20 protein-coding genes and 1 riboswitch are annotated in these 21,425 nt (G+C 70.3%); of the genes, 16 read left to right on the top strand and 4 right to left on the bottom strand.

Features of this window, described 5'->3' with window-relative positions; translation table 11 throughout:
* Entirely contained in the window at window positions 1–753 is a 753-nt protein-coding gene (locus ACODT0_RS07715; protein ID WP_398497549.1) for a helix-turn-helix transcriptional regulator, read from the bottom strand.
* A 229-nt stretch (window positions 754–982) separates the two neighbouring features.
* On the opposite strand from ACODT0_RS07715, the gene ACODT0_RS07710 reads away from it, so the two are divergent.
* The 4 genes from ACODT0_RS07710 to ACODT0_RS07695 all read left to right on the top strand — a co-directional run bounded on the left by ACODT0_RS07710 (window position 983) and on the right by ACODT0_RS07695 (window position 4,907).
* Window positions 983–1,348 (top strand): YchJ family protein, encoded by a 366-nt coding sequence (locus ACODT0_RS07710; RefSeq protein WP_489040993.1) that lies wholly within the window; start codon window positions 983–985, stop codon window positions 1,346–1,348.
* A 52-nt stretch (window positions 1,349–1,400) separates the two neighbouring features.
* Window positions 1,401–1,506: riboswitch (TPP riboswitch) on the top strand.
* Between the two features lie 91 nt (window positions 1,507–1,597).
* On the top strand, window positions 1,598–3,478 hold the full coding sequence (gene thiC, locus ACODT0_RS07705; RefSeq protein ID WP_261217217.1) for a phosphomethylpyrimidine synthase ThiC: 1,881 nt from the start codon (window positions 1,598–1,600) through the stop codon (window positions 3,476–3,478).
* Between the two features lie 318 nt (window positions 3,479–3,796).
* Entirely contained in the window at window positions 3,797–4,486 is a 690-nt protein-coding gene (locus tag ACODT0_RS07700; protein WP_057590691.1) for an HAD family hydrolase, read from the top strand.
* Between the two features lie 94 nt (window positions 4,487–4,580).
* Entirely contained in the window at window positions 4,581–4,907 is a 327-nt protein-coding gene (locus ACODT0_RS07695; RefSeq protein ID WP_489040992.1) for a thioredoxin family protein, read from the top strand.
* Here ACODT0_RS07695 and ACODT0_RS07690 read toward each other — a convergent pair.
* Window positions 4,895–5,812: a LysR family transcriptional regulator gene (locus tag ACODT0_RS07690; RefSeq protein ID WP_489040991.1), complete on the bottom strand. Its 918-nt coding sequence runs from the start codon at window positions 5,810–5,812 to the stop codon at window positions 4,895–4,897. The genes ACODT0_RS07695 and ACODT0_RS07690 overlap by 13 nt on opposite strands.
* A gap of 70 nt (window positions 5,813–5,882) precedes the next feature.
* Here ACODT0_RS07690 and ACODT0_RS07685 point away from each other — a divergent pair, with 70 nt between their 5' ends.
* The 5 genes from ACODT0_RS07685 to ACODT0_RS07665 all read left to right on the top strand — a co-directional run bounded on the left by ACODT0_RS07685 (window position 5,883) and on the right by ACODT0_RS07665 (window position 10,399).
* Window positions 5,883–6,881 carry a D-2-hydroxyacid dehydrogenase family protein gene (locus tag ACODT0_RS07685; RefSeq protein WP_489040990.1) on the top strand — a complete coding sequence of 333 codons (999 nt, stop codon included), beginning with the start codon at window positions 5,883–5,885 and terminating at the stop codon, window positions 6,879–6,881.
* Window positions 6,878–7,339 (top strand): hypothetical protein, encoded by a 462-nt coding sequence (locus tag ACODT0_RS07680; protein WP_479670928.1) that lies wholly within the window; start codon window positions 6,878–6,880, stop codon window positions 7,337–7,339. Before ACODT0_RS07685 ends, ACODT0_RS07680 begins: the two co-directional genes overlap by 4 nt.
* Window positions 7,340–7,408: 69 nt before the next feature.
* Window positions 7,409–8,215 carry a helix-turn-helix transcriptional regulator gene (locus ACODT0_RS07675; RefSeq protein ID WP_413762232.1) on the top strand — a complete coding sequence of 269 codons (807 nt, stop codon included), beginning with the start codon at window positions 7,409–7,411 and terminating at the stop codon, window positions 8,213–8,215.
* Between the two features lie 97 nt (window positions 8,216–8,312).
* The gene (locus ACODT0_RS07670; RefSeq protein WP_489040989.1) at window positions 8,313–9,383 is read left to right on the top strand and encodes an aromatic ring-hydroxylating dioxygenase subunit alpha; all 1,071 of its coding nucleotides are present in this window, start codon (window positions 8,313–8,315) and stop codon (window positions 9,381–9,383) included.
* A gap of 44 nt (window positions 9,384–9,427) precedes the next feature.
* On the top strand, window positions 9,428–10,399 hold the full coding sequence (locus ACODT0_RS07665) for a tripartite tricarboxylate transporter substrate-binding protein (protein ID WP_489040988.1): 972 nt from the start codon (window positions 9,428–9,430) through the stop codon (window positions 10,397–10,399).
* A 21-nt stretch (window positions 10,400–10,420) separates the two neighbouring features.
* On the opposite strand, the gene ACODT0_RS07660 is transcribed toward ACODT0_RS07665, so the two are convergent.
* The gene (locus tag ACODT0_RS07660) at window positions 10,421–11,497 is read right to left on the bottom strand and encodes an AraC family transcriptional regulator (protein WP_489040987.1); all 1,077 of its coding nucleotides are present in this window, start codon (window positions 11,495–11,497) and stop codon (window positions 10,421–10,423) included.
* Window positions 11,498–11,638: 141 nt separating this feature from the next.
* Here ACODT0_RS07660 and ACODT0_RS07655 point away from each other — a divergent pair, with 141 nt between their 5' ends.
* The 7 genes from ACODT0_RS07655 (at window position 11,639) to ACODT0_RS07625 (ending at window position 20,974) form a co-directional block, all read left to right on the top strand.
* Window positions 11,639–12,811: an isovaleryl-CoA dehydrogenase gene (locus ACODT0_RS07655; RefSeq protein ID WP_057590699.1), complete on the top strand. Its 1,173-nt coding sequence runs from the start codon at window positions 11,639–11,641 to the stop codon at window positions 12,809–12,811.
* A 149-nt stretch (window positions 12,812–12,960) separates the two neighbouring features.
* Window positions 12,961–14,634 (top strand): AMP-binding protein, encoded by a 1,674-nt coding sequence (locus ACODT0_RS07650; protein ID WP_057590700.1) that lies wholly within the window; start codon window positions 12,961–12,963, stop codon window positions 14,632–14,634.
* Window positions 14,635–14,772: 138 nt separating this feature from the next.
* Window positions 14,773–16,380, top strand: a complete 1,608-nt coding sequence (locus ACODT0_RS07645) for a carboxyl transferase domain-containing protein (RefSeq protein ID WP_261211650.1) — start codon at window positions 14,773–14,775, stop codon at window positions 16,378–16,380.
* A 13-nt stretch (window positions 16,381–16,393) separates the two neighbouring features.
* Window positions 16,394–17,194 carry an enoyl-CoA hydratase/isomerase family protein gene (locus ACODT0_RS07640; protein ID WP_413762237.1) on the top strand — a complete coding sequence of 267 codons (801 nt, stop codon included), beginning with the start codon at window positions 16,394–16,396 and terminating at the stop codon, window positions 17,192–17,194.
* A 16-nt stretch (window positions 17,195–17,210) separates the two neighbouring features.
* Window positions 17,211–17,882: a DUF4126 domain-containing protein gene (locus ACODT0_RS07635; protein ID WP_208510927.1), complete on the top strand. Its 672-nt coding sequence runs from the start codon at window positions 17,211–17,213 to the stop codon at window positions 17,880–17,882.
* Complete coding sequence (locus tag ACODT0_RS07630; protein WP_489040986.1) at window positions 17,875–19,875, top strand: acetyl/propionyl/methylcrotonyl-CoA carboxylase subunit alpha; 2,001 nt, start codon at window positions 17,875–17,877, stop codon at window positions 19,873–19,875. Before ACODT0_RS07635 ends, ACODT0_RS07630 begins: the two co-directional genes overlap by 8 nt.
* Before the next feature lie 118 nt (window positions 19,876–19,993).
* Entirely contained in the window at window positions 19,994–20,974 is a 981-nt protein-coding gene (locus ACODT0_RS07625; RefSeq protein ID WP_489040985.1) for a DUF4349 domain-containing protein, read from the top strand.
* Window positions 20,975–21,020: 46 nt separating this feature from the next.
* Here the strand turns inward: ACODT0_RS07625 and ACODT0_RS07620 are convergent, their stop codons facing one another.
* Window positions 21,021–21,335, bottom strand: coding sequence for an EthD family reductase (locus tag ACODT0_RS07620; protein ID WP_057590706.1), 315 nt, complete (start codon window positions 21,333–21,335; stop codon window positions 21,021–21,023).
* Between the last annotated feature and the right edge of the window lie 90 nt (window positions 21,336–21,425).

The following is a 21,425-nucleotide window of genomic DNA, read 5'->3' as shown; positions in this document are numbered from 1 at the left end:
TCAATCGCGCGGCAACACGCCCGCGAGCGCCGAACGGCGCTCGATGCCGAGCTTGTCGAAGATGCGCCGCAGGTAGGTGCGCACCGTGGGCACGCCCACCGCCATGCGGCGCGCGATGTCCTTGTCGGTGAGCCCTTCGCGCACCGCGCGCGCCACCTGCTGCTCGCGCGCGCTGAGGCTGGCCCAGGGCGAGGCGGCGATGTCCTGCGCCGCGGCGCGGGGTGCCTGCGCGCGCTGCCGGGCCCGCAGCAGCGCGCCCGCGAAGGCGGGCTCGATCAGGTCGAGCATCAGCGTCTCGCGCGCGCCGAAATCGCCGCGCTCCTTGCGGCGCCAGATGCGCAGGTCGCCGAGCGCGCGCTCGCCGTCGAAGGTGTGAAGGTTCAGGCCCCAGTGCAGGCCGTCGCGCGCGAGGAAGTCGTTGAAGAAGGGCGTGCGCATCAGTTCGCGCTGCGGCATCACCTCGGTCACGCGCGTGGCGCGGCGGCGCGACTGCAGCACGAAGGTGATCGGGTCGTGGTGCTGGTGCCACTGCGCATAGGTGTCGAGGTTGGCCGGCGCCATGTTGATCGCCACGCGCGAGCCGAAGCCGCCGCGCTCGGCGTCCCAGACGAAGGACGCGAACTGGTCGGCCCGCAGCAGGCCGAGCAGCGCATGGCCGAGGCGCTCGCGGATCTCGCGCTCGCCGCATTCGTCGCGCGCGAGCAGCGTGAACACGCCGCGCAGGGCCTGCTGTTCGGAAGCGCTCAGGTACATGGCCGTTGTTCCTCGATGGTGTGCGTTGTCTTCCCGTGGTCAACCCCGGTCTCCGGGGCGCCACGTTAGCGGGTAGCAAGCGGCACGCCAAGGGTGGATGCCCGCGGCCCCAGGGCTTGCCCTCTGGAGGGCCCGGCCCGCGCGGTGTTCCAATAGGGGCCTCCATGCCCAGCGTTCCCGATCCCTCCACGGCCGCACCGACCGCCGCGACAAGCCCATCGCCTACGCGATGTGCTGCGGCCGCTACCTCGACGACTTCGAGCACACCCCCGCCCCCGATGCCGAATCGCTGATGCGTTCGCGCTATACGGCCTTCGTGCGCGAGCGTGCCGAGTACCTGCTCGGCACCTGGCACGCGAGCACGCGGCCGGCCTCGCTCGACTTCGAGCCCGGCGTGCGCTGGCTCGGGCTCGACGTGCGCGGCCGCTCGATGAGCGATGCCGACCATGCCGAGGTCGAGTTCGTCGCGCGCCAGCGCGGCGCTTCGGGCACGGCCTCGCGGCTGCACGAGCGCAGCCGCTTCGTGCGCGAGTCCGACGCCGCGGGCCTGCCGCGCTGGTACTACGTCGACGGCGACCTGCAAGCCCGGGCCTGATACCCCGCATTGACGCGGGCGGTTGACGGCGAACGCCGGCGCTCGCACAATCGGCCCCGCTCCGGGGTGCACGCATGTGGCGTGCTGAGATGGCAAAGCTGCCGACCCGCGAACTTGATCCGGGTCATACCGGCGTAAGAAGAGCTGCACTCCCTGGCTTCGGTCCGTCGTCCTTCCCCACCCGGGATGGCGCCCACAGCCCACCGAGCGATTGCGGAGCACCCTTTCCATCCACAAGGAGTGCCCCGCATGAATGCCCCCGACAAGTTCACCTCCCTGCTCTCGCTCACGCGCGAGCCCTTCCCCGCGTCGCACAAGTGCGTCATCCCCGGCAGCCGGCCCGACCTGTTCGTGCCGGTGCGCGACGTGAAGCTCACCAACGGCGAGACCGTGTCGCTCTACGACACCTCGGGTCCCTACACCGACCCGAAGGTCGAGATCGACGTGCGCCGCGGCCTGCCCGACGTGCGCGGTGCCTGGATCGCCGAGCGCGGCGACACCGAGAGCTACGAGGGGCGCGTGCACCATGCGCTCGACGACGGCGCCAAGAACGAGGACCGCGACGCGCAGCGCCTGGCCGAGCTGCGCGCCGGCGCCTCGGCGCTGCAGCGCACGCCGCGCCGCGCGAAGTCGGGCGCCAACGTCACGCAGATGCACTACGCGCGCCGCGGCATCGTCACGCCCGAGATGGAGTACGTGGCGCTGCGCGAGAACGGCAAGCGCGAGTGGATGGCCGAGTACCTCGCCAACGAGGAGCGCGCCAGGCGCGTGGCCGGCAACCCGATGGGCGCGAGCATCCCGCGCATCATCACGCCCGAGTTCGTGCGCGACGAGGTGGCGCGCGGCCGCGCGATCATTCCCGCCAACATCAACCACCCCGAGGTGGAGCCGATGGCGATCGGGCGCAACTTCAAGGTGAAGATCAACGCCAACATCGGCAACTCGGCCGTCACCTCGAGCATCGAGGAGGAAGTGGAGAAGCTGGTGTGGGCGATCCGCTGGGGCGCCGACAACGTGATGGACCTGTCGACCGGCAAGAACATCCACACCACGCGCGACTGGATCGTGCGCAACAGCCCGGTGCCCATCGGCACCGTGCCGATCTACCAGGCGCTCGAGAAGGTGGGCGGCGTGGCCGAGGACCTGACCTGGGAGATCTACCGCGACACGCTGATCGAGCAGGCCGAGCAGGGCGTCGACTACTTCACCATCCACGCCGGGCTGCGGCTGCCGTTCATCCACCTGACGGCCGACCGCATGACCGGCATCGTCTCGCGCGGCGGCTCGATCATGGCGAAGTGGTGCATCGCGCACCACAAGGAGAGCTTCCTCTACACGCACTTCGAGGACATCTGCGACATCATGAAGGCCTACGACGTGAGCTTCTCGCTCGGCGACGGCCTGCGCCCCGGCAGCGGCGCCGATGCCAACGACGAGGCGCAGTTCGCCGAGCTGCGCACCCTCGGCGAGCTCACGCAGATCGCCTGGAAGCACGACGTGCAGACCATGATCGAAGGCCCGGGCCATGTGCCGATGCACATGATCCAGTCGAACATGGACGAGCAGCTCAAGCACTGCCACGAGGCGCCGTTCTACACGCTGGGCCCGCTGACGATCGACATCGCGCCGGGCTACGACCACATCGCGAGCGCGATCGGCGCGGCGATGATCGGCTGGGCCGGCACGGCGATGCTGTGCTACGTGACGCCGAAGGAGCACCTGGGGCTGCCCGACCGCGACGACGTGAAGCAGGGGATCATTGCCTACAAGATCGCGGCGCATGCGGCGGACGTGGCGAAGGGACACCCGGGAGCGCGCTCGCGCGACGATGCGCTGAGCAAGGCGCGCTTCGAGTTCCGCTGGCAGGACCAGTTCAACCTGGGGCTCGATCCGGATACGGCGCGCGAATTCCACGACGAGACGCTGCCGAAGGATTCGAGCAAGGTGGCGCACTTCTGTTCGATGTGCGGGCCGAAGTTCTGCTCGATGAAGATCACGCAGGAGGTGCGTGAGTACGCCGCGGCCAAGGGGGTGGCGGAGGCACTGGCTGTGGAGAAGGGGATGGAGGAGAAGTCGAAGGAGTTCGTGGCGGGTGGGGGGGAGATGTACATCCCTATTCGGGCTGTTTGACTTTTTTGAGGTTGTCGGCCGGGTCTCGCCCCGGCGGGCGAGTCACTTTCTTTTGCTTCGCCAAAAGAAAGTAACCAAAGAAAAGGCGACCCCGCTGTCTGTGTCCCTCCGCTTCGCTGCGGGCAACCTGCGGTGCTCGGAGAAAGCGGGGGTCCGCAGAACTCGCTGCACTTCGTTCCGCTCAGACAGCTGCGGCCCTGATCCCGCTTTCTCCTGCGCTCCTCGGCACAGCCAGAGGGGAGTGACTCGGGCCTTTGCTTCGCTCGGCCCTTGGGGACTGGCCGGGCCTTCGCTTTGCTCGGCCGGTACCATCTCCCCATGTCTTCTTTTCCCTTCGCCGCGGTTCTCTTCGACTGCGACGGTGTCCTCGTCGACTCCGAACCCATCACCAACCGCGTGCTTGCCGAGATGCTCGGCGAACTGGGCTGGCCTCTCACCACCGACGAATCGATGCGCATCTTCACCGGCAAGGCGGTGAAGGACGAAGCCGACCTGATCGAGTCGAAGACCGGCTTTCGCATCACGCCCGAATGGCTGCATGGCTTTCGCGAGCGCCGCAACGAGGCGCTCGAGCGGGACCTGACGGCGATTCCGAATGCGCCCGCCGCGGTGCGCGCGCTGTTCGAGCAGCTCGACGGGCGCATCGCCTGCGCCTCGGGCGCGGATCGCTTCAAGGTCGAGTTGCAGCTCGAGAAGGTCGGCATCCTCGAATGCTTCGCGGGGCGGATCTTCAGCGGGCACGAGATGCCGCGCTCGAAGCCGGCGCCCGACGTGTACCTCGCGGCGGCGGCGGCGCTGGGCGTGGACCCGAAGCGCTGCGCGGTGGTCGAGGACACGGTCACGGGCGCGATGGCGGGCGTGGCGGCGGGCGCGACGGTGTTCGGCTACAGCACGGGCGAGTCGGGCCACAGCGGGCCCGAGGCGCTGCGCAGCGTCGGCGCGGTGCAGGTGTTCGGCGACATGGCCGAACTGCCGGCACTGCTCGCGGCGCACCGGCCCATCGGCTGAAGCGAACACCCACCGGCGGCAGGGCTGCCGGCTTTCTGGTCGAATGGACGACCGCCACCGCTCACCACGCAACGCCCACCAGGAGCCCCCGCGCATGACCTCCGAGTACAAGACCGAACAGCCCGACCGCAGCGAGATCGACGCCCTGCAAGGCCCCGCGGTGGTCGAGTTCGGCACCAACTGGTGCGGCGTCTGCAAGGCCGCGCAGCCGGACATCGCCGCCGCCTTCGCGCAGCATCCGGGCCTGCGCCACATCAAGGTCGAGGACGGCAGCGGGCGTCCGCTGGGCCGCTCGTTCGGCGTGAAGCTGTGGCCCACGCTGGTGTTCATGCGCGACGGCCGCGAAGTGGCCAAGCTGGTGCGGCCCACCGACAGCGCCTCGATCGCCGAGGCGCTCGCGAAGATCGCTCAGCCGGCCTGAGCGCGCCGGCCGCGCGCCGGCCTGGCCATCGACAGGATCAGGCGGTAGAGCGCCTGCGCGGCGGGCGACAGCACCGCGCCCTTGCGCGACAGCAGCGCGAAGCTGCGCCGCACCGTGGGCCGCGCGAGCGCGATCAGCACGATGCGCGGATAGGTGCCGTCCTGCACGGCCAGCCGGGGTACCACGGCGGCGCCCACGCCCTGCGCCACCAGCCCGACGGCCGTCGAGCTGCGCTGCACCTCGTAGACGAAGGGCAGGTCGAGCCCGCTCGGTGCCAGCGCTGCATCGAGCAGCGGGCGATTGCTGCTGCCCGGCCCGGGCACGATCAGCGCGTGGCCCTCGAGCTGCGACCAGGCGATGCTGCGGCGGCGCGCCAGCGGATGGTCGTCGCGGCAGGCCAGCACGAAGCGGTCGTCCAGCAGCGGCACGCGCTCCAGAGCGGGGTCGTAGGACTCGGCGATGCTGATGCCGAACTCGGCCTCGCGCTGCAGGATCGCGCCCGCCACGCCGGCCGAGGCGTGGTCGAGGATGCGGATGTGGTTGCCCGGGTGCAGCGCGCTGTAGGCCTGGATCACCGCGGGCAGGAACTGCACGCCCACCGTCGGCACGCAGGCCAGCGTCACGTTGCCGCGCGAGGCCTGGCCGGCCTCGCGGATGCCGAGCATGGCCGAGGAGATGTCGGCGAGCAGCCGCCGCGCCTGCGGCAGGAAGCTCTGGCCGATCGCGGTGAGTGCCAGCGAGCGCGTGGTGCGCTCCACCAGCCGTACGCCGAGCACCGCCTCGAGGTTCTGCAGCCGGCGCGTCAGCGCCGTGGAGCTGATGTGCAGCGAATCGGCACCGGCATGGAAGCTGCCGTGCTCCGCCACGGCGAGGAATGCCTGCAGGCCGAGCATGTCCACTTTCATGAGGCGATTGCAGCAATGGTCCAGATAAATTCATTTTACGCAGCCGGGTTGCGGGCACAGAATCCGCCGCATGAACATCACGGTGCTGGACGACTACTTCGACACGCTGCGCACGCTGCCCTGCTTCGCCAAGCTCAAGGGGCACGAGGTGACGGTGTGGAACGACCACGTGGACGAGCCCGACGAACTGGTGCGCCGGCTGTCGCAGGCCGACGCGGTGGTGCTGATCCGCGAACGCACCGCGCTGCGCGCGCCGGTGCTCGAGCGGCTGCCGCGGCTGCGGCTGATCAGCCAGCGCAGCGTCTATCCGCACATCGACGTCGAGGCCTGCACGCGGCTGGGCATCGTGCTGTCGTCGGACCAGCACGCGGGCACGCCTTCGTACGCGGCGGCCGAACTCACATGGGCGCTGCTGCTGTGCGCGGCACGGCGGATTCCGCAGCAGATGGCGTCGCTGCAGCGCGGCGGCTGGCAGACCGGCGTGGGCGGCACGCTGCGCGGCAGGACGCTCGGGATCTACGGCTACGGCCGCATCGGGCAGGCGGTGGCGGGCTACGCCGAGGCCTTCGGCATGAAGGTGCGCGTGTGGGCGCGGCCCGAATCGATGGCCCTGGCGCGCGCGGACGGCCGCGAATGCGCGCCCGACCGCGAGAGCTTCTTCGGCGACTGCGACGCGGTCTCGCTCCACATGCGGCTGGTGCCGGCCACGCGCGGCATCGTGCGGCGCGAGGACCTCGCGCGCATGAAGCCCGATGCGATCCTCGTGAACACCAGCCGCGCCGGCCTGATCGAGCCCGGTGCGCTGGTGGCGGCGCTGCGGGCCGGCCGGCCCGGCATGGGCGCGGTCGACGTCTACGAGACCGAGCCGCTGCTCGATCCCGCCGATCCGCTGCTGCGGTTGCCGAACCTGGTCTGCACGCCGCACATCGGCTACGTGACGCGCGAGGAGTACGAGCTGCAGTTCTCCGACGTGTTCGACCAGATCGTGGCCTTTGCCGGCGGGCAGCCGAGCAACGTCGTCAATCCCGAGGTGCTCGGCCGCCTGCGCGCCGCGTCCACCCCGGCATGAACGAGGCGCTGCAGCGGCTCGCCGCCGCGGCCCGGCTGGAGGATGCGGCGCAGGAGCCGCTGCGGCTGCGCTTCGGCTTCGCCTGCGTGCAGCGCGTGCGGCATCTGCTCGAGGCGCCCGAGGCGCTGCAGGGCCTCGACGTGCTCGGCGCGTACCTCGAAGGCCGCGGCAGCCGCGTCGAACTCGCGCAGGCGGCGCAGCGCATGGCGCGCATCGCCGCCAGCCATCCGGGCTCCGGCTCGATCGATGCGTCGGCCCATGCGGCGGTGTCCGCGACCTACGCGGTGTTCCAGGCCGTGGCCGGGCGCGCGCTGCAGGCCGCGGAGTACGCGGCCTACGCCACCGTCTATGCCTATGGCGCCTACGCGATCGCGGACCCCGAGGCCTTCGCCGAGGAGTTCGCGTGGCAGGCCCGGACCTTCGCCGCGTTGAGCCGCGGCCACGCGGCGGCCGCCTGAAGGCCGGCGCGGGTTAATCCCGATCCGCCGCCGCTTCGTGCGGCGCGCCCGCGGGGGGACAATTTCCGCATGCAAGCCATGTGGCGCGTTCCGGCCCTCGCCAGCCAGCAGTCGCTCGACCTGCGGGCCGTGTCGCTGCTGCTCGACGTGCCGCGCGACCTGGCGCCCGCGCGCGCGATGCTGCACTTCCTCAATGCGCTGCTGCCGGTGGAGTACATCTCGCTGGTGCAGCATGCGCCCGATGCACCGGTGCAGATCGAGGGCCACTCCCATGGCGCGGGGGTGCGCAACGTCACGCGCGACTGCTTCGCGCAGTACCGGCGCCACTTCTACGGTTTCGACGATGCGACGGGCATCGCGCAGCGCATGGCGGGCACGGGCGGCGAGGTCGACGAGGTGACGGCGCTGCACATGCATGCCGAGCAGATCCCCGACCCCGGCTGGCGGCGCCAGATCTACGAGCGCGAGCACCTGAGCGACCGGCTCGCGCTGCTCTACCTGCCGGTGGCCCGCGGCCGCGCCTTTTCGGTCAACCTCTACCGGCGCGACTCGATGGGCCGCTTCGCGCCCGGCGAGATCGAGCGCGTGCTCGCGGTCGCGCCGCTGCTGCGGCAGGTGCACCGGCATGCGCTGGGCACCGGCGCGGGCGCGCTCGACATGGACAGCCGCATCGCGCTCGCGCAGGCCCGGCTCGCCGACACGCCGCTGAGCCGCCGCGAGCGCGAGGTCTGCGCGCGCATCGCCTGCGGGCTCACGGCCGACGGCATCGCGGCCGACCTCGACATCGCGCTGTCGAGCGTGCACACGCTGCGCAAGCGCGCCTACGGCAAGCTCGGCATCCACGACCGCGCGGCGCTGGTGCGGCTGGCCGGCTGAGGCCGCATACCCACCAACGTCCCCTGCGCGGGGGACGCGCGCCGCGGCGCATGCGACCACCATCGAAGACAGATCATTCGATGGAGACGAGAAGCGCATGTTCATCCGCAACTGCTGGTACGTGGTCGCCTGGGACCACGAGATTCCCGCCGAGGGCCTGTTCAACCGCACCGTCATCGGCGAGCCGCTGCTGCTGTACCGCACCGCGCAGGGCGAGGTGGTGGCGCTCGAGGACCGCTGCTGCCATCGCCATGCGCCGCTGTCCAAGGGCCGGCGCGAGGGCGACTGCGTGCGCTGCGGCTACCACGGGCTCAAGTTCGATGCGCGCGGCCTCTGCGTCGAGGTGCCGGGCATGGCGACGGTGCCGCCGCGCGCACGGGTGCGCAGCTACCCGGTGGCGGTGCGCAACCGCTGGGTGTTCGTGTGGATGGGCGAGGCCGAGCGCGCCGACACGGCACTGCTGCCCGACAACTTCTCGTGCGACCACCCCGAGTGGCGCCACATCCCGGGCTACCTGCACTACGACACGCCCTACCTGCTGATCTGCGACAACCTGCTGGACTTCTCGCACCTGAGCTACGTGCACGAGAAGACGCTCGGCGGCTCGACCGCGATCGCGCAGGCGCGGCCCGAGATCGAGAAGATCGAGCGCGGCCTGCGCGTGACGCGCCGGGTGGAGAACGTGCCGCCGCCCGCGCACTGGTCCGGCGCGCGGCCCTTCGCGCCCGGTGCGCGCTTCGACCGCTGGTTCGTCTACGACTTCGTGCTGCCGGGCACGCTGCTGATGCAGTCGGGTGGGCGTCCCGTGGAGGACGCCGAGGGCGACATGCGCCATGCCGTCGAGCTGCACAGCTGCCAGACCCTGACGCCCGAGACCGAGACCAGCACCCACTACTTCTTCCAGCAGGCGCACCGGCCCTCGCTCGGCGGCGAGCAGCTCACGCGCACGCTCTACGACAGCCTGATCGTGGCCTTCAACGAGGACCGCGACATGATCACCGCGCAGGCCCGCAACATCGAGCACGCGCCCTTGCTGCCGATGCTGCCGCTGGCCATGGATTCGGCGCTGGTGCAGTTCCGCCGGCTGGTGGCGCAGGCGCTCGAGGACGAGCGGCGCAACGATGCGTCCCCGCAGCGCGCGCAGCCCGAGCGTGCCGCGAGCTGCTGACACGCGCCGCCAGACAACACAAGAACCCACGAGGAGACAAGACCATGTTCAAGCTGCTTTCGATCGCCTGCACCGCGCTGGCCTTCGCCGTTCCCGCCGCCGCCCAGGAGGCCTACCCGTCGCGGCCGATCCGCATCGTCGTGCCCTATCCGGCCGGCGGCGCCACCGACTACGTGGCGCGCACCGTCGGCGAACGCCTGTCGAAGGCGCTGGGCCAGCCGGTGGTGGTCGACAACAAGGCGGGTGCGGCCGGTGCCATCGGTGCCGCCGAGGTGGCGCGTGCCAAGGCCGACGGCTACACGCTGCTGATGACGATCACCGACTCGCAGATCAACAACACCGCGCTCTACCGCACGCTGGCCTACGACCCGCGCAAGGACTTCGCGCCGATCACGCAGATCGTGCGCAGCCCGGCGCTGATCTCGACCCACCCGGGCTCGGGCCTGCGCAGCCTCGCCGACCTCAAGGCCAAGGCCGGCTCCGGCGGCGCCAAGCTCAGCTATGCCTCCTGGGGCATCGGCGGCCTGGGCCACCTGGCCGGCGAGAGCCTCAACCGCGGCCTGGGCGGCGGCATGGTGCACGTGCCGCAGCGCGGCGAGGGGCTGGTGGTCACCGACCTGCTGTCGGGCACGGTCGACATCGGCCTGTCGTCGGTGGCGAGCGCGATGCAGCACGTGCCGGGCGGCAAGATCGTGCCGCTGGCCGTGCTCGGGCGCCAGCGCTCGAGCACGCTGCCGCAGGTGCCGACGATGCACGAGCTGGGCTTCGACGACCCGCTCTACGACAGCAACGTCTGGATCGGCCTGCTGGCGCCCGCGGCCACGCCGAAGCCCATCGTGGAGCGGCTCGCGAAGGAGGTGCGCGAGGTGGTGGGCGCGCCCGAGGTCGGCCAGCAGTTCGTGGCCCGCGGCTTCGAGATCATGAACAGCACGCCCGAGCAGTTCGCCAGCGCCTACCGCGCCGAGTTCGACGTCATCACGCGGCGCATGCGCGAACTGAGCATCGAGGCGCAGTGAGCGCAGGGGCCGCCGCGGCGCTCACGTGGAGGCATCCCGGCTTCGCGACGGCCCGGGTCCGGGCGCGGGCGTGGCCGCCTGCTGCCGGAAGTCCCTGGGCGCGAGTCCCGTCCATTGCAGGAAGGCGCGCGAGAAGCTCTTCTCGTTGCGGAAGCCCGCCGCCAGCGCGACCTGCTTGATCGGCCGGTGGGTGCGCCGCAGCAGGTCGACCGCGAGCTCGTGCCGCACCTCGTTCTTGAGCGCCTGCAGCGAGCTGCCTTCCTCCTGCAACTGGCGGTGCAGGGTGCGGCTCGACACGTTGAGCAGCGTGGCCAGCGCCTCGGCGGTGGTGGTCTCGGCGGCGCGCGAGCGCAGCAGCTCGCGCACGCGCTGGCCCAGCAGCCGGTCGCGCCGGTACTGCAGGATCGTGAGCGGCAGCGCGCGCTTGAGCATGGTGCGCAGCGCGCGCTCGTCGCGCTGCAGCGGCAGCGCGAGGTAGCGCTCGTCGAAGGCGATGCTCGCGCGCGCCGCGTCGAAGCGCACCTCGGGCGTGAACATCGCCGCGTAGGCGTCGCGGTGCGCCGGCGCGGGAAAGGGAAAGCCGGCCTGCCGCAGCGAGATGCGCGAATCGATGGCCCAGCACATGTAGCCGTGCATGAAGCGCAGGCTGGTCACGAGGCAGAACTCGCGGAAGGCAGGGTCGAGCGGCCGGTTCTCGGCGATGCGCAGCGTGGCCACGCCGCCCGCCACCTCGAGCGCGAGGCCGATGTCCTCGGTCAGCAGCCGGTGGTGGCGGCACCAGCGCTTGATCGCCACGCCGAGGTCGGGCGAGGTCAGCGAGGCGCGGCACAGCATGCCGTAGCTGCCCCAGGGCAGGCGGCGCGAGAACCAGCCCAGCGCCTCGTCGTCGAGCTCCTGCATCGCATGGCCCGACAGCGCCTCGAACTGCGCCGCCGTCACGCGCGCGCCGGGCCGCGCGAGCTCGCGCGGCGTGATCTGTGCCGCCTTCAGCGCCTCGGACGGGTCCTGGCCGTAGCGCTCGTAGCCCTTGACGATGGCTCGCACGAAGGCCATCGGCGTGACGGCGCGGGCAGGTCGGAGGAAGGAGGGGGAGGACATGGCGAGGCGGTGCCGGCGTGGCGCAAATTGCAACCATTGTGGCGCCAATTGCGGCGCGACGAGGCGTAAGCTGCGACCTTTCCAGCGCGTCGTGGCGCGGGCAGCCCCACGCGCCGGCCCCCTTCAGAGGAGACAACACCCATGCACGATCCCGGCCTGAACTTCGACCTGGGCGAGACCATCGACTCGCTGCGCAGCGCGATCCAGGACTTCGCCGCGAATGAAATCGCGCCCCGCGCCGCCGACATCGACCGCGAGAACCTGTTCCCGCACGACCTCTGGAAGAAGCTCGGCGACCTCGGCCTGCACGGCATGACCGTGAAGGAGGAGTACGGCGGCACCGAGCTCGGCTACCTCGCCCACATCGTGGCGATGGAAGAGGTGTCGCGCGCCTCGGCCTCGGTCGGCCTGTCGTACGGCGCGCACTCGAACCTGTGCGTGAACCAGATCCACCGCAACGGCAGCGAGGCGCAGAAGAAGAAGTACCTGCCCAAGCTGGTGAGCGGCGAGCACGTGGGCGCGCTGGCCATGAGCGAGCCCAATGCCGGCTCCGACGTGGTGAGCATGAAGCTCAAGGCCGAGAAGAAGGACGGCTACTACGTGCTCAACGGCGGCAAGATGTGGATCACCAACGGCGGCGACGCCGACACGCTGGTGATCTACGGCAAGACCGAGCCCGAGATGGGCGCGCGCGGCATGACCGCCTTCATCGTCGAGAAGGGCTTCAAGGGCTTCTCGGCCGGCACCAAGCTCGACAAGCTCGGCATGCGCGGCTCCAACACCTTCCCGCTGTTCTTCGACAACTGCGAGGTGCCCGAGGAGAACGTGCTCGGCGGCGAGGGCCAGGGCGCGAAGGTGCTGATGAGCGGCCTCGACTACGAGCGCGCCGTGCTCTCGGGCGGCCCGCTGGGCATCATGGCGGCCTGTATGGATGCGGTGCTGCCCTTCATCCACGAGCGCAAGCAGTTCGGCCAGAGCATCGGCGAGTTCCAGCTCATGCAGGGCAAGATCGCCGACATGTACTCGACCTGGCAGGCCACGCGCGCCTACGTCTACGCCGTGGGCAAGGCCTGCGACCGCAACGACCATGCGCGCACCTTCCGCAAGGACGCGGCCGGCGCGATCCTCTATTCGGCCGAGAAGGCGACCTGGATGGCCGGCGAGGCGATCCAGGCGCTCGGCGGCGTGGGCTACACCAAGGAATTCCCGGTCGAGCGGCTGTGGCGCGACGCCAAGCTCTACGAAATCGGCGCGGGCACCAGCGAGATCCGGCGCATGCTGATCGGGCGCGAGCTGTTCGCCGAGACCGCATAGTTCGGTTTTTCTCCCTCCCCCTCTGGGGGAGGGCAGGGGTGGGGGCTTGCGGCGGTCGATGAGCCCCTCCCTGAACAGCCGCCGCAGGCCCCCATCCCGGCCTTCCCCCAGAGGGGGAAGGAGCAAGGCAAGGAGACAAGGACATCAACATGACTGCAGCACTGACCGAGAGCTACGGCAAGGGCGCCACCGACGTCCCCCTCATCGAACAGACCATCGGCGACTTCTTCGACGACATGGTCGAGCGGCAACCCGATCGCGAGGCGCTCGTGAGCCGCCACGAAGGCCTGCGCTTCAGCTACCGCGAGCTGCAGGCCGAGTCGGACCGGCTCGCCAGCGCGCTGCTGAAGCTGGGGCTCGCGCCGGGCGACCGCGTGGGCATCTGGTCGCACAACAACGCGCCGTGGGTGCTGATGCAGATCGCCACCGCCAAGGTCGGCCTGATCCTCGTCAACATCAATCCCGCCTACCGCACCGCCGAGCTCGAGTACGCGCTCAACAAGGTCGGCTGCAAGGCGCTGGTGACGATGGCGCAGTTCAAGACCAGCGACTACCTCGGCATGCTGCAGGAGCTCGGCCCGAAGCGGCTGCCGCAGCTGGCCCACACCTTCTGGATCGACAAGGCCGGCGAGGGCGCCGAGGTGCCCGGCATGCGGCGCTTCTCGGCGCTGCTGACCAGCGGCGACGCGGCCGACCCGAAGGTGGCCGCGGTGCAGAAGACGCTGAAGGCCACCGACCCGATCAACATCCAGTTCACCAGCGGCACCACGGGCTTTCCCAAGGGCGCGACGCTGACGCACCGCAACATCCTCAACAACGGCTTCTTCATCGGCGAGTGCATGAAGCTCGGGCCGGACGACCGGCTGTGCATCCCGGTGCCGCTCTACCACTGCTTCGGCATGGTGCTCGGCAACCTGGCCTGCCTCACGCACGGCTCGGCCATCGTCTATCCGAACGACGGCTTCGATCCGCTGACCGTGCTCGAGACGGTGCAGGCCGAGAAATGCACCGGCCTGCATGGCGTGCCCACGATGTTCATCGCCGAGCTCGACCATCCGCGCTTCAAGGAGTTCGACCTCTCGACCCTGCGCACCGGCATCATGGCCGGCTCGCCGTGCCCGATCGAGGTGATGAAGCGCGTGGTCAGCGAGATGCACCTGGAGCAGATCACCATCGCCTACGGCATGACCGAGACCAGCCCCGTGAGCTGCCAGAGCAGCACCGACACGCCGCTCGACCGCCGCGTGTCGACCGTGGGCACGGTGCAGCCGCACCTCGAGGTGAAGATCGTCGACCCCGAGACCGGCCGGACCATGCCGCCGGGCCAGTCGGGCGAGCTCTGCACGCGCGGCTATTCGGTGATGCACGGCTACTGGGACGACGAGCCCAAGACGCGCGAGGCCATCGATGCCGAGCACTGGATGCACACCGGCGACCTCGCGACCATGGACGCCGAGGGCTACGTCAACATCGTGGGCCGCATCAAGGACATGGTGATCCGCGGCGGCGAGAACATCTATCCGCGCGAGATCGAGGAGTTCCTCTACCGCCACCCCAAGGTGCAGGATGTGCAGGTGGTGGGCCTGCCCGACCGCAAGTACGGCGAGGAGCTCTGCGCCTGGATCATCGCCAAGCCCGGCCAGAGCGTCACCGAGGAAGAGGTGCGCGACTTCTGCAAGGGCCAGATCGCGCACTACAAGGTGCCGAAGTACATCCGCTTCGTGCCGGCCTTCCCGATGACCGTGACCGGCAAGATCCAGAAGTTCAAGATCCGCGACGAGATGAAGGCCGAGCTCGGCCTGGACGAAGCGCGGACTGCATGAATACGGGGTCCGGACGCAGAGGACGCGAAGGTTTCGCGAAGGACGCAAAAGGACAGCCAAATCTTTTGATTGAATTCTTTCGCGCCTTTTGCGAAACCTTCGCGTCCTCTGCGTCCTGCCCCCGAATTTGATTTCACCATGACCCAACTCGAAACCAAACTCAACGCCCGCTCGGCCGACTTCCAGGCCAATGCCGCCGCCATGCGCGCGCTGGTCGACGACCTGCAGTCGCAGTTCGCCAGGGTGGAGCTAGGCGGCGGCGAGGCCGCGCGCGCCAAGCACACGGCGCGCGGCAAGCTGCTGCCGCGCGAACGCGTGGCCGAGCTGCTCGATCCGGGCACGCCCTTCCTCGAGCTGTCGCCGCTGGCCGCGCACGGCATGTACAAGGGCGACGCGCCCGGCGCCGGCATCATCGCGGGCATCGGCCGGGTCAACGGCGTCGACTGCATGGTGGTGTGCAACGACGCCACCGTGAAGGGCGGCACCTACTACCCGATGACGGTGAAGAAGCACCTGCGCGCGCAGGAGATCGCCGAGCAGAATCGGCTGCCCTGCATCTACCTGGTCGACTCGGGCGGCGCCAACCTGCCGAACCAGGACGAGGTGTTCCCCGATCGCGAGCACTTCGGCCGCATCTTCTACAACCAGGCCAACATGAGCGCCCAGGGCATCGGCCAGATCGCCGTGGTCATGGGCTCGTGCACCGCGGGCGGCGCCTACGTGCCGGCGATGAGCGACGAATCGATCATCGTGAAGAACCAGGGCACCATCTTCCTGGGCGGCCCGCCGCTGGTGAAGGCGGCCACCGGCGAGGTGGTGACGGCCGAGGACCTGGGCGGCGGCGACGTGCACACGCGGCTGTCGGGCGTGGCCGACCATCTGGCGCAGAACGACCTGCATGCGCTGGCGCTCGCGCGCTCGGCGGTGGCCAACCTCAACGCGAAGGCGGCCGAGGGCCCGGCCAAGGCCGCGGTGCGCGAGCCCGCGTTCCCGCGCGAGGAGCTCTACGGCGTGATCCCCACCGACACGCGCAAGCCCTTCGACGTGCGCGAGATCATCGCGCGCGTGGTCGACGGCAGCGAGTTCCACGAGTTCAAGGCCCGCTTCGGCGCCACCCTGGTCTGCGGCTTCGCCGAGATCGAGGGCATGCCGGTGGGCATCGTCGCCAACAACGGCATCCTGTTCTCCGAATCGGCGCAGAAGGGCGCGCACTTCATCGAGCTGTGCTGCCAGCGCAAGACACCGCTGGTGTTCCTGCAGAACATCACCGGCTTCATGGTGGGCCGCAAGTACGAGAACGAGGGCATCGCGCGCCACGGCGCCAAGATGGTGACGGCCGTGGCCACCGCCAACGTGCCGAAGTTCACCATCATCATCGGCGGCAGCTTCGGCGCCGGCAACTACGGCATGTGCGGCCGGGCCTACAGCCCGCGCTTCCTCTGGATGTGGCCCAACGCGCGCATCAGCGTGATGGGCGGCGAGCAGGCCGCGAGCGTGCTCGCGACCGTGCGGCGCGACGGCATCGAGGCCAAGGGCGGCCAGTGGAGCGCCGACGAGGAAGAGGCCTTCAAGGCGCCGATCCGCCAGCAGTACGAGGACCAGGGCCATCCCTACTACGCCACCGCGCGGCTGTGGGACGACGGCATCATCGATCCGGCCGACACGCGCCGCGTGCTCGCGCTGGGCCTGGCGGCCGCGCGCAACGCGCCGATCCCCGAGCCGAAGTTCGGCATCTTCCGCATGTGAGGAGGAACGCGGCATGAGCGACTTCACCAAGCTGCAACTCACGATCGACGGCACCGTCGCGCGCATCTGGCTCGACCAGCCCGAGGCACGCAACGCCTTCGACGACGTGGTCATCGCCGAGCTGACGCGGGCCTTCACCGAGGCCGGCGCGGCGGCGCAGGTCAAGGCCATCGTGCTGGGCGCCAACGGCCCGGCCTTCTGCGCCGGCGCCAACCTCAACTGGATGCGCCGCATGGCCGACTACAGCCGCGACGAGAACATCGCCGACGCCGGCAAGCTCGCCGCCATGCTGCGCACCATCGCCGAGTGCCCGAAGCCGACCATCGCGCGCGTGCAGGGCGACGTCTACGCGGGTGGCATGGGGCTGGTCGCGGCCTGCGACATGGCCGTGAGCGTGGACAGCGCCTGGTACTGCCTGAGCGAGGTCAAGATCGGCCTGGTGCCCGCCACCATCAGCCCCTACGTGCTGCGCGCCATGGGCACGCGCGCCTCGCAGCGCTACTTCCTCACGGCCGAGCGCTTCGGCGCCGCCGAGGCGCACCGCATCGGCTTTGTGCACGAGGTGGTGGCGGCCGATGCGCTCGATGCCAAGGTCGACGAGCTGCTGAAGGCGCTGACCGGCGCGAGCCCGGCCGCCGTGCGCGCCTGCAAGCAGCTGGTGGCCGACGTGGCGGGCCGCGAGATCGACGATGCGCTGATCGCGAAGACGGTCGAGGGCATCGCCGACATCCGCGCCAGCGACGAGGGCCGCGAGGGCGTGCAGGCCTTCCTGCAGAAGCGCAAGCCGTCCTGGCTCGCGGGCGCGTCGTCCTGACCGGCTCCTTCATCCCATGACCGCGCTCGACATGCCCCAGCTGCTCGCCCTGGCCGCCGCCATCGGCTGGGCCAGCGGCGTGCGGCTGTACCTGGTGGTGTTGCTCACGGGCCTGGTCGGCTACCTCGGCTGGGTGCCGCTGCCGGGCGGGCTGCAGCTGCTCGCGCATCCAGTGGTGATCGCGGCCAGCGGCTTCATGGTGTTCGTCGAGTTCTTCGCCGACAAGATCCCGGGGCTCGATTCGCTCTGGGACGTGGTCCACACCGCGATCCGCATCCCCGCGGGCGCGGCGCTCGCGGCCAGCGTGTTCGGCGTCGACCATGGCGCGATGGCGCTGGTGGCGGCGCTGCTCGGCGGCGGCTTCGCGGCCACCGCGCATGCGGCCAAGGCCACCACGCGCGCGGCCATCAACACCTCGCCCGAACCGTTCTCGAACGTGGGCGCCTCGCTGGTCGAGGACACCATGGTGCCCGCGGGCCTGTGGCTGGCCGTGGCGCATCCCTTCGTCTTCCTCGTGCTGTTCGTGCTCGTGCTGGTCGCGAGCGTGTGGCTGATCCGCAAGAGCTGGCGCTTCCTCAGGGCGCTGTTCTCCCGCGTCGCCCGCATCTTCAGCGGCCGGCCCGATCCGGGCGTCGTGCCCGCGTTTCAACTGAAAAAGAATCCTCCGGGAGACTCGTCCAATGTTTAAGAAGATCCTGATTGCGAACCGTGGCGAGATCGCCTGCCGCGTCGCCGCCACCGCGCGCCGCATGGCGATCCGCACGGTCGCCGTGTACTCCGATGCCGACGCGCATGCCAACCACGTGCGCGCCTGCGACGAGTCTGTGCACCTGGGCGGCAGCGCGCCGAAGGACAGCTACCTGCGCTGGGAGAAGATCCTCGAGGCCGCCAAGGCCACGGGCGCCGAGGCGGTGCATCCGGGCTACGGCTTCCTCAGCGAGAACGAGGAGTTCGCGCAGGCCTGCGCCGACGCCGGCCTGGTCTTCATCGGCCCGCCGCCCTCGGCGATCAAGGCCATGGGCCTGAAGGCCGAGTCGAAGCAGCTGATGGAGAAGGCCGGCGTGCCGCTGGTGCCCGGCTACCACGGCCACGACCAGGACCCGGCGCTGCTGCAGCGCGAGGCCGACCGCATCGGCTACCCGGTGCTGATCAAGGCCAGCGCGGGCGGTGGCGGCAAGGGCATGCGCGCGGTCGACAAGGCGGCCGACTTCGAGGCCGCGCTGGCCTCGTGCAAGCGCGAGGCCATCAACAGCTTCGGCGACGACGCGGTGCTGATCGAGAAGTACGTGCAGCGCCCGCGCCACATCGAGATCCAGGTCTTCGGCGACAGCCACGGCAACTACGTCTACCTGTTCGAGCGCGACTGCTCGGTGCAACGGCGTCACCAGAAGGTACTCGAGGAAGCGCCCGCGCCCGGCATGACCGAGGCGATGCGCCAGCAGATGGGCGAGGCCGCGGTGGCCGCGGCGCGCGCCGTGGACTACGTGGGCGCGGGCACGGTGGAATTCATCGTGGAGCAGCGCGACGGCGGCGAGATGAACTTCTTCTTCATGGAGATGAACACCCGCCTGCAGGTCGAACACCCGGTGACCGAAGCCATCACCGGCCTCGACCTCGTCGAATGGCAACTGCGCGTCGCCGCGGGCGGCACGCTGCCCGCGCAGCAGTCCGAGCTGCGGATCCACGGCCATGCGATCGAGGCGCGCATCTGCGCCGAGAACCCCGACAACAACTTCCTGCCCGCCACCGGCACCCTGCGCATCTACCGCAAGCCGCAGGCCACGGCCTTCCAGCGCAGCCGCGTGCGCATCGACGACGGCGTGCGCGAGGGCGGCGAGATCTCGCCCTTCTACGACTCGATGATCGCCAAGCTGATCGTGCACGGCGCCACGCGCGACGAGGCGCTCGCGCGGCTCGACGCGGCACTGGCGCAGACCCACATCGTGGGCGTGGCGACCAACGTGCAGTTCCTGCGCGGCGTGCTGGCCACCGAGTCGTTCTCGAAGGCCAACCTCGACACCGCGCTGATCGAGCGCGAGCGCGCCGTGCTGTTCGACCGCGAGACCCTGGGCCTGCCGCTGGCGGCGGCCGCGGCCGTGGCGCGCACCGCGCTCGCCGCGGCGCCGGCCGGCAGCATCGACCCCTTCGCGCGCCGCGACGGCTGGCGCGCGCTCGGCGAGTACACGCGCCGCTTCGACTTCGAATTCCGCGGCGCCGAGCAGAGCGCGCTGCTGACCTACAAGCGCGACGGCAGCCTGTGGCTCGAGGCCGGCGGCGTGGTCGGTCCGCTGGTCGTCGGCCGCCTGCCCACGGGCGAGATCGAGCTCGAGTTCGCGGGCCAGCGCCAGACGCTCGACGTCTATCTCGACGATGCCACGGCCCATGTCTTCGCCGCGGACGGCGCGACCCGCATCACCGCCATCGACCGCCTCGCCCATGCCGGCGACACGCAGGCCGAGGGCGGTCGCCTCACGGCACCGATGCCGGGCAAGGTCGTGTCCTTCGCGGTCAAGGCCGGCGACAAGGTCAGTCGCGGCCAGCCGCTGGCGGTGATGGAGGCGATGAAGATGGAGCACACCATCGCCGCGCCGGCCGACGGCACGGTCGAGGAGCTGCTGTTCGCGCCGGGCGAGCAGGTGGCCGAGGGGGACGAGCTGCTGCGCATGGCCAAGACGGCCTGAATCCGCGGCCCCGGTCACGGGGCTTGCAAGCTGTTACCAGATGGCGGCGCCGGTTTTAACCCCGGCGCCGCCCACAGGCCGTATCACCGCGATGCCCACTTCTCTTGAAGGATTCTTCATGACGCATCGCCAGCCGCAGCCTTCCTCGTTCTCTCCCTTCCAGCGCCTCGGCGCCCGCCCCCGCATGCTGCTGCTCGCGCTGGCCGCGGCCCTGACGCTCGGCGCCTGCGAGCGGCGCGACGGGGCCTCGGAGGTCGATGCCGCCGTGGCCCGGCCCACGGGCAACTACGCGGCCGGCGGCGCGATGGAGTCCAGGCGCATGCGCATGGCCGAGCCGGCACCGCCCGCGCCCGCCGCGATGTCGCTCGACCAGCAGGCCGGGAAGCAGGCGGGCGAGAGCGCGCCGCTGCAGCGCTACCTCGCGATCCGCCAGGACCTCAACGTCGAGGTCGCGCCCGACCAGCTCGCCGAATCCTGGGGCAAGGTGCGCGACCTCTGCGGCACCCTGCGCTGCGAGCTGCTGTCGTCCTCGCTGCTGCGCGAGACGCCGCAGCAGGCCGGCAATGCCACGCTCGAGATGCGCGTGGAGCCGGCCGACGTCGAGAAGCTGCTGGCTGGCCTCGCGGGCGTGGCGAAGGTGGTGGCGCACAACACCACCAGCGAGGACAAGACCGCCGAGGTGATCGACGTCGAGGCGCGCATCAAGAACCGCACCGAGTTCCGCGACAGCCTGCGCGTCATGCTGCGCGACACCACCACCAAGCGCACCATGGCCGACCTGCTGCAGATCCAGCGCACGCTGGCCGACACCCAGGCCGAGCTCGATGCCTCGGCGACGCAGCGCAAGGTGCTGCAGCAGCAGACCAGCAAGCAGCACATCCAGATCCAGTTCACGACAGTGCGCGCGCTGGTCGGCGGCGGCGAGAGCTACAACCCGATGACGCAGGCCCTGCGCAACGCGGGCCGCGTGCTGGCCGAGAGCGTGGGCAGCCTGATCACTTTCGTGGCGGCGGTGCTGCCGTGGCTGCTGTTGCTGGTGCCCGTGCTGTGGGGCGTGCGCCGGCTGTGGCTGCGCCGGCGCCAGGCCAGGGCCGCCTGAGGCGGCGGCACCGGCGCGAGGGAAGCGAGGGTGCGTGGGCGGCCGTTCAGCCGACCACCACCTCGCTGATCTGCATCACCGGCGCGATGTCGGTGTAGTTCCTCACATCGCCGAGGATCTCCTTGGCATGCGGGCCGAAGGCACCCTGGAAGGCCTCGACGGAATCGCAGAACACGTGGCACATGCCGACGTAGGTGGGCTTGGCGCCGGGCGCGCCGCCGGCCAGGCCCTTGTCGATGGTGTAGGACTTGCAGGCATCGCCCATGCGCGCCTTCAGCAGGGGCATGTGCTTGTCGCGGTAGTAGTCGTGGTCGAAGCGGGCGCCTTCGGTGTAGGGGTACATCACACTGACTTTGATCATGGGTAGGGTCTCCGGATTGAACGATCGAGCATAGGAGATGGCGCATGGGCACACAAGGCGTGGGCTGTCGCCATCGGTACGACCCCTGGA

This window comes from Variovorax sp. FG153, assembly GCF_057809595.1.
Note: the sequence above shows the minus strand (reverse complement) of the source record. Positions and strands in the feature narration are given on the sequence as shown.

Excerpts from the sequence above, each read along its gene's own strand:
- ACODT0_RS07645 (WP_261211650.1), top strand. The coding sequence starts at position 14,773 with ATGACCCAACTCGAAACCAAACTCAACGCCCGCTCGGCCGACTTCCAG.
- ACODT0_RS07635 (WP_208510927.1), top strand. The coding sequence starts at position 17,211 with ATGACCGCGCTCGACATGCCCCAGCTGCTCGCCCTGGCCGCCGCCATC.
- ACODT0_RS07680 (WP_479670928.1), top strand. The coding sequence starts at position 6,878 with ATGAACGAGGCGCTGCAGCGGCTCGCCGCCGCGGCCCGGCTGGAGGAT.
- ACODT0_RS07650 (WP_057590700.1), top strand. The coding sequence starts at position 12,961 with ATGACTGCAGCACTGACCGAGAGCTACGGCAAGGGCGCCACCGACGTC.
- ACODT0_RS07660 (WP_489040987.1), bottom strand. The coding sequence starts at position 11,497 with ATGTCCTCCCCCTCCTTCCTCCGACCTGCCCGCGCCGTCACGCCGATG.
- ACODT0_RS07665 (WP_489040988.1), top strand. The coding sequence starts at position 9,428 with ATGTTCAAGCTGCTTTCGATCGCCTGCACCGCGCTGGCCTTCGCCGTT.
- ACODT0_RS07630 (WP_489040986.1), top strand. The coding sequence starts at position 17,875 with ATGTTTAAGAAGATCCTGATTGCGAACCGTGGCGAGATCGCCTGCCGC.
- ACODT0_RS07620 (WP_057590706.1), bottom strand. The coding sequence starts at position 21,335 with ATGATCAAAGTCAGTGTGATGTACCCCTACACCGAAGGCGCCCGCTTC.
- ACODT0_RS07695 (WP_489040992.1), top strand. The coding sequence starts at position 4,581 with ATGACCTCCGAGTACAAGACCGAACAGCCCGACCGCAGCGAGATCGAC.
- ACODT0_RS07625 (WP_489040985.1), top strand. The coding sequence starts at position 19,994 with ATGACGCATCGCCAGCCGCAGCCTTCCTCGTTCTCTCCCTTCCAGCGC.
- ACODT0_RS07715 (WP_398497549.1), bottom strand. The coding sequence starts at position 753 with ATGTACCTGAGCGCTTCCGAACAGCAGGCCCTGCGCGGCGTGTTCACG.
- ACODT0_RS07700 (WP_057590691.1), top strand. The coding sequence starts at position 3,797 with ATGTCTTCTTTTCCCTTCGCCGCGGTTCTCTTCGACTGCGACGGTGTC.
- ACODT0_RS07685 (WP_489040990.1), top strand. The coding sequence starts at position 5,883 with ATGAACATCACGGTGCTGGACGACTACTTCGACACGCTGCGCACGCTG.
- ACODT0_RS07710 (WP_489040993.1), top strand. The coding sequence starts at position 983 with ATGTGCTGCGGCCGCTACCTCGACGACTTCGAGCACACCCCCGCCCCC.
- ACODT0_RS07670 (WP_489040989.1), top strand. The coding sequence starts at position 8,313 with ATGTTCATCCGCAACTGCTGGTACGTGGTCGCCTGGGACCACGAGATT.
- ACODT0_RS07655 (WP_057590699.1), top strand. The coding sequence starts at position 11,639 with ATGCACGATCCCGGCCTGAACTTCGACCTGGGCGAGACCATCGACTCG.
- thiC (WP_261217217.1), top strand. The coding sequence starts at position 1,598 with ATGAATGCCCCCGACAAGTTCACCTCCCTGCTCTCGCTCACGCGCGAG.
- ACODT0_RS07690 (WP_489040991.1), bottom strand. The coding sequence starts at position 5,812 with ATGAAAGTGGACATGCTCGGCCTGCAGGCATTCCTCGCCGTGGCGGAG.
- ACODT0_RS07640 (WP_413762237.1), top strand. The coding sequence starts at position 16,394 with ATGAGCGACTTCACCAAGCTGCAACTCACGATCGACGGCACCGTCGCG.
- ACODT0_RS07675 (WP_413762232.1), top strand. The coding sequence starts at position 7,409 with ATGCAAGCCATGTGGCGCGTTCCGGCCCTCGCCAGCCAGCAGTCGCTC.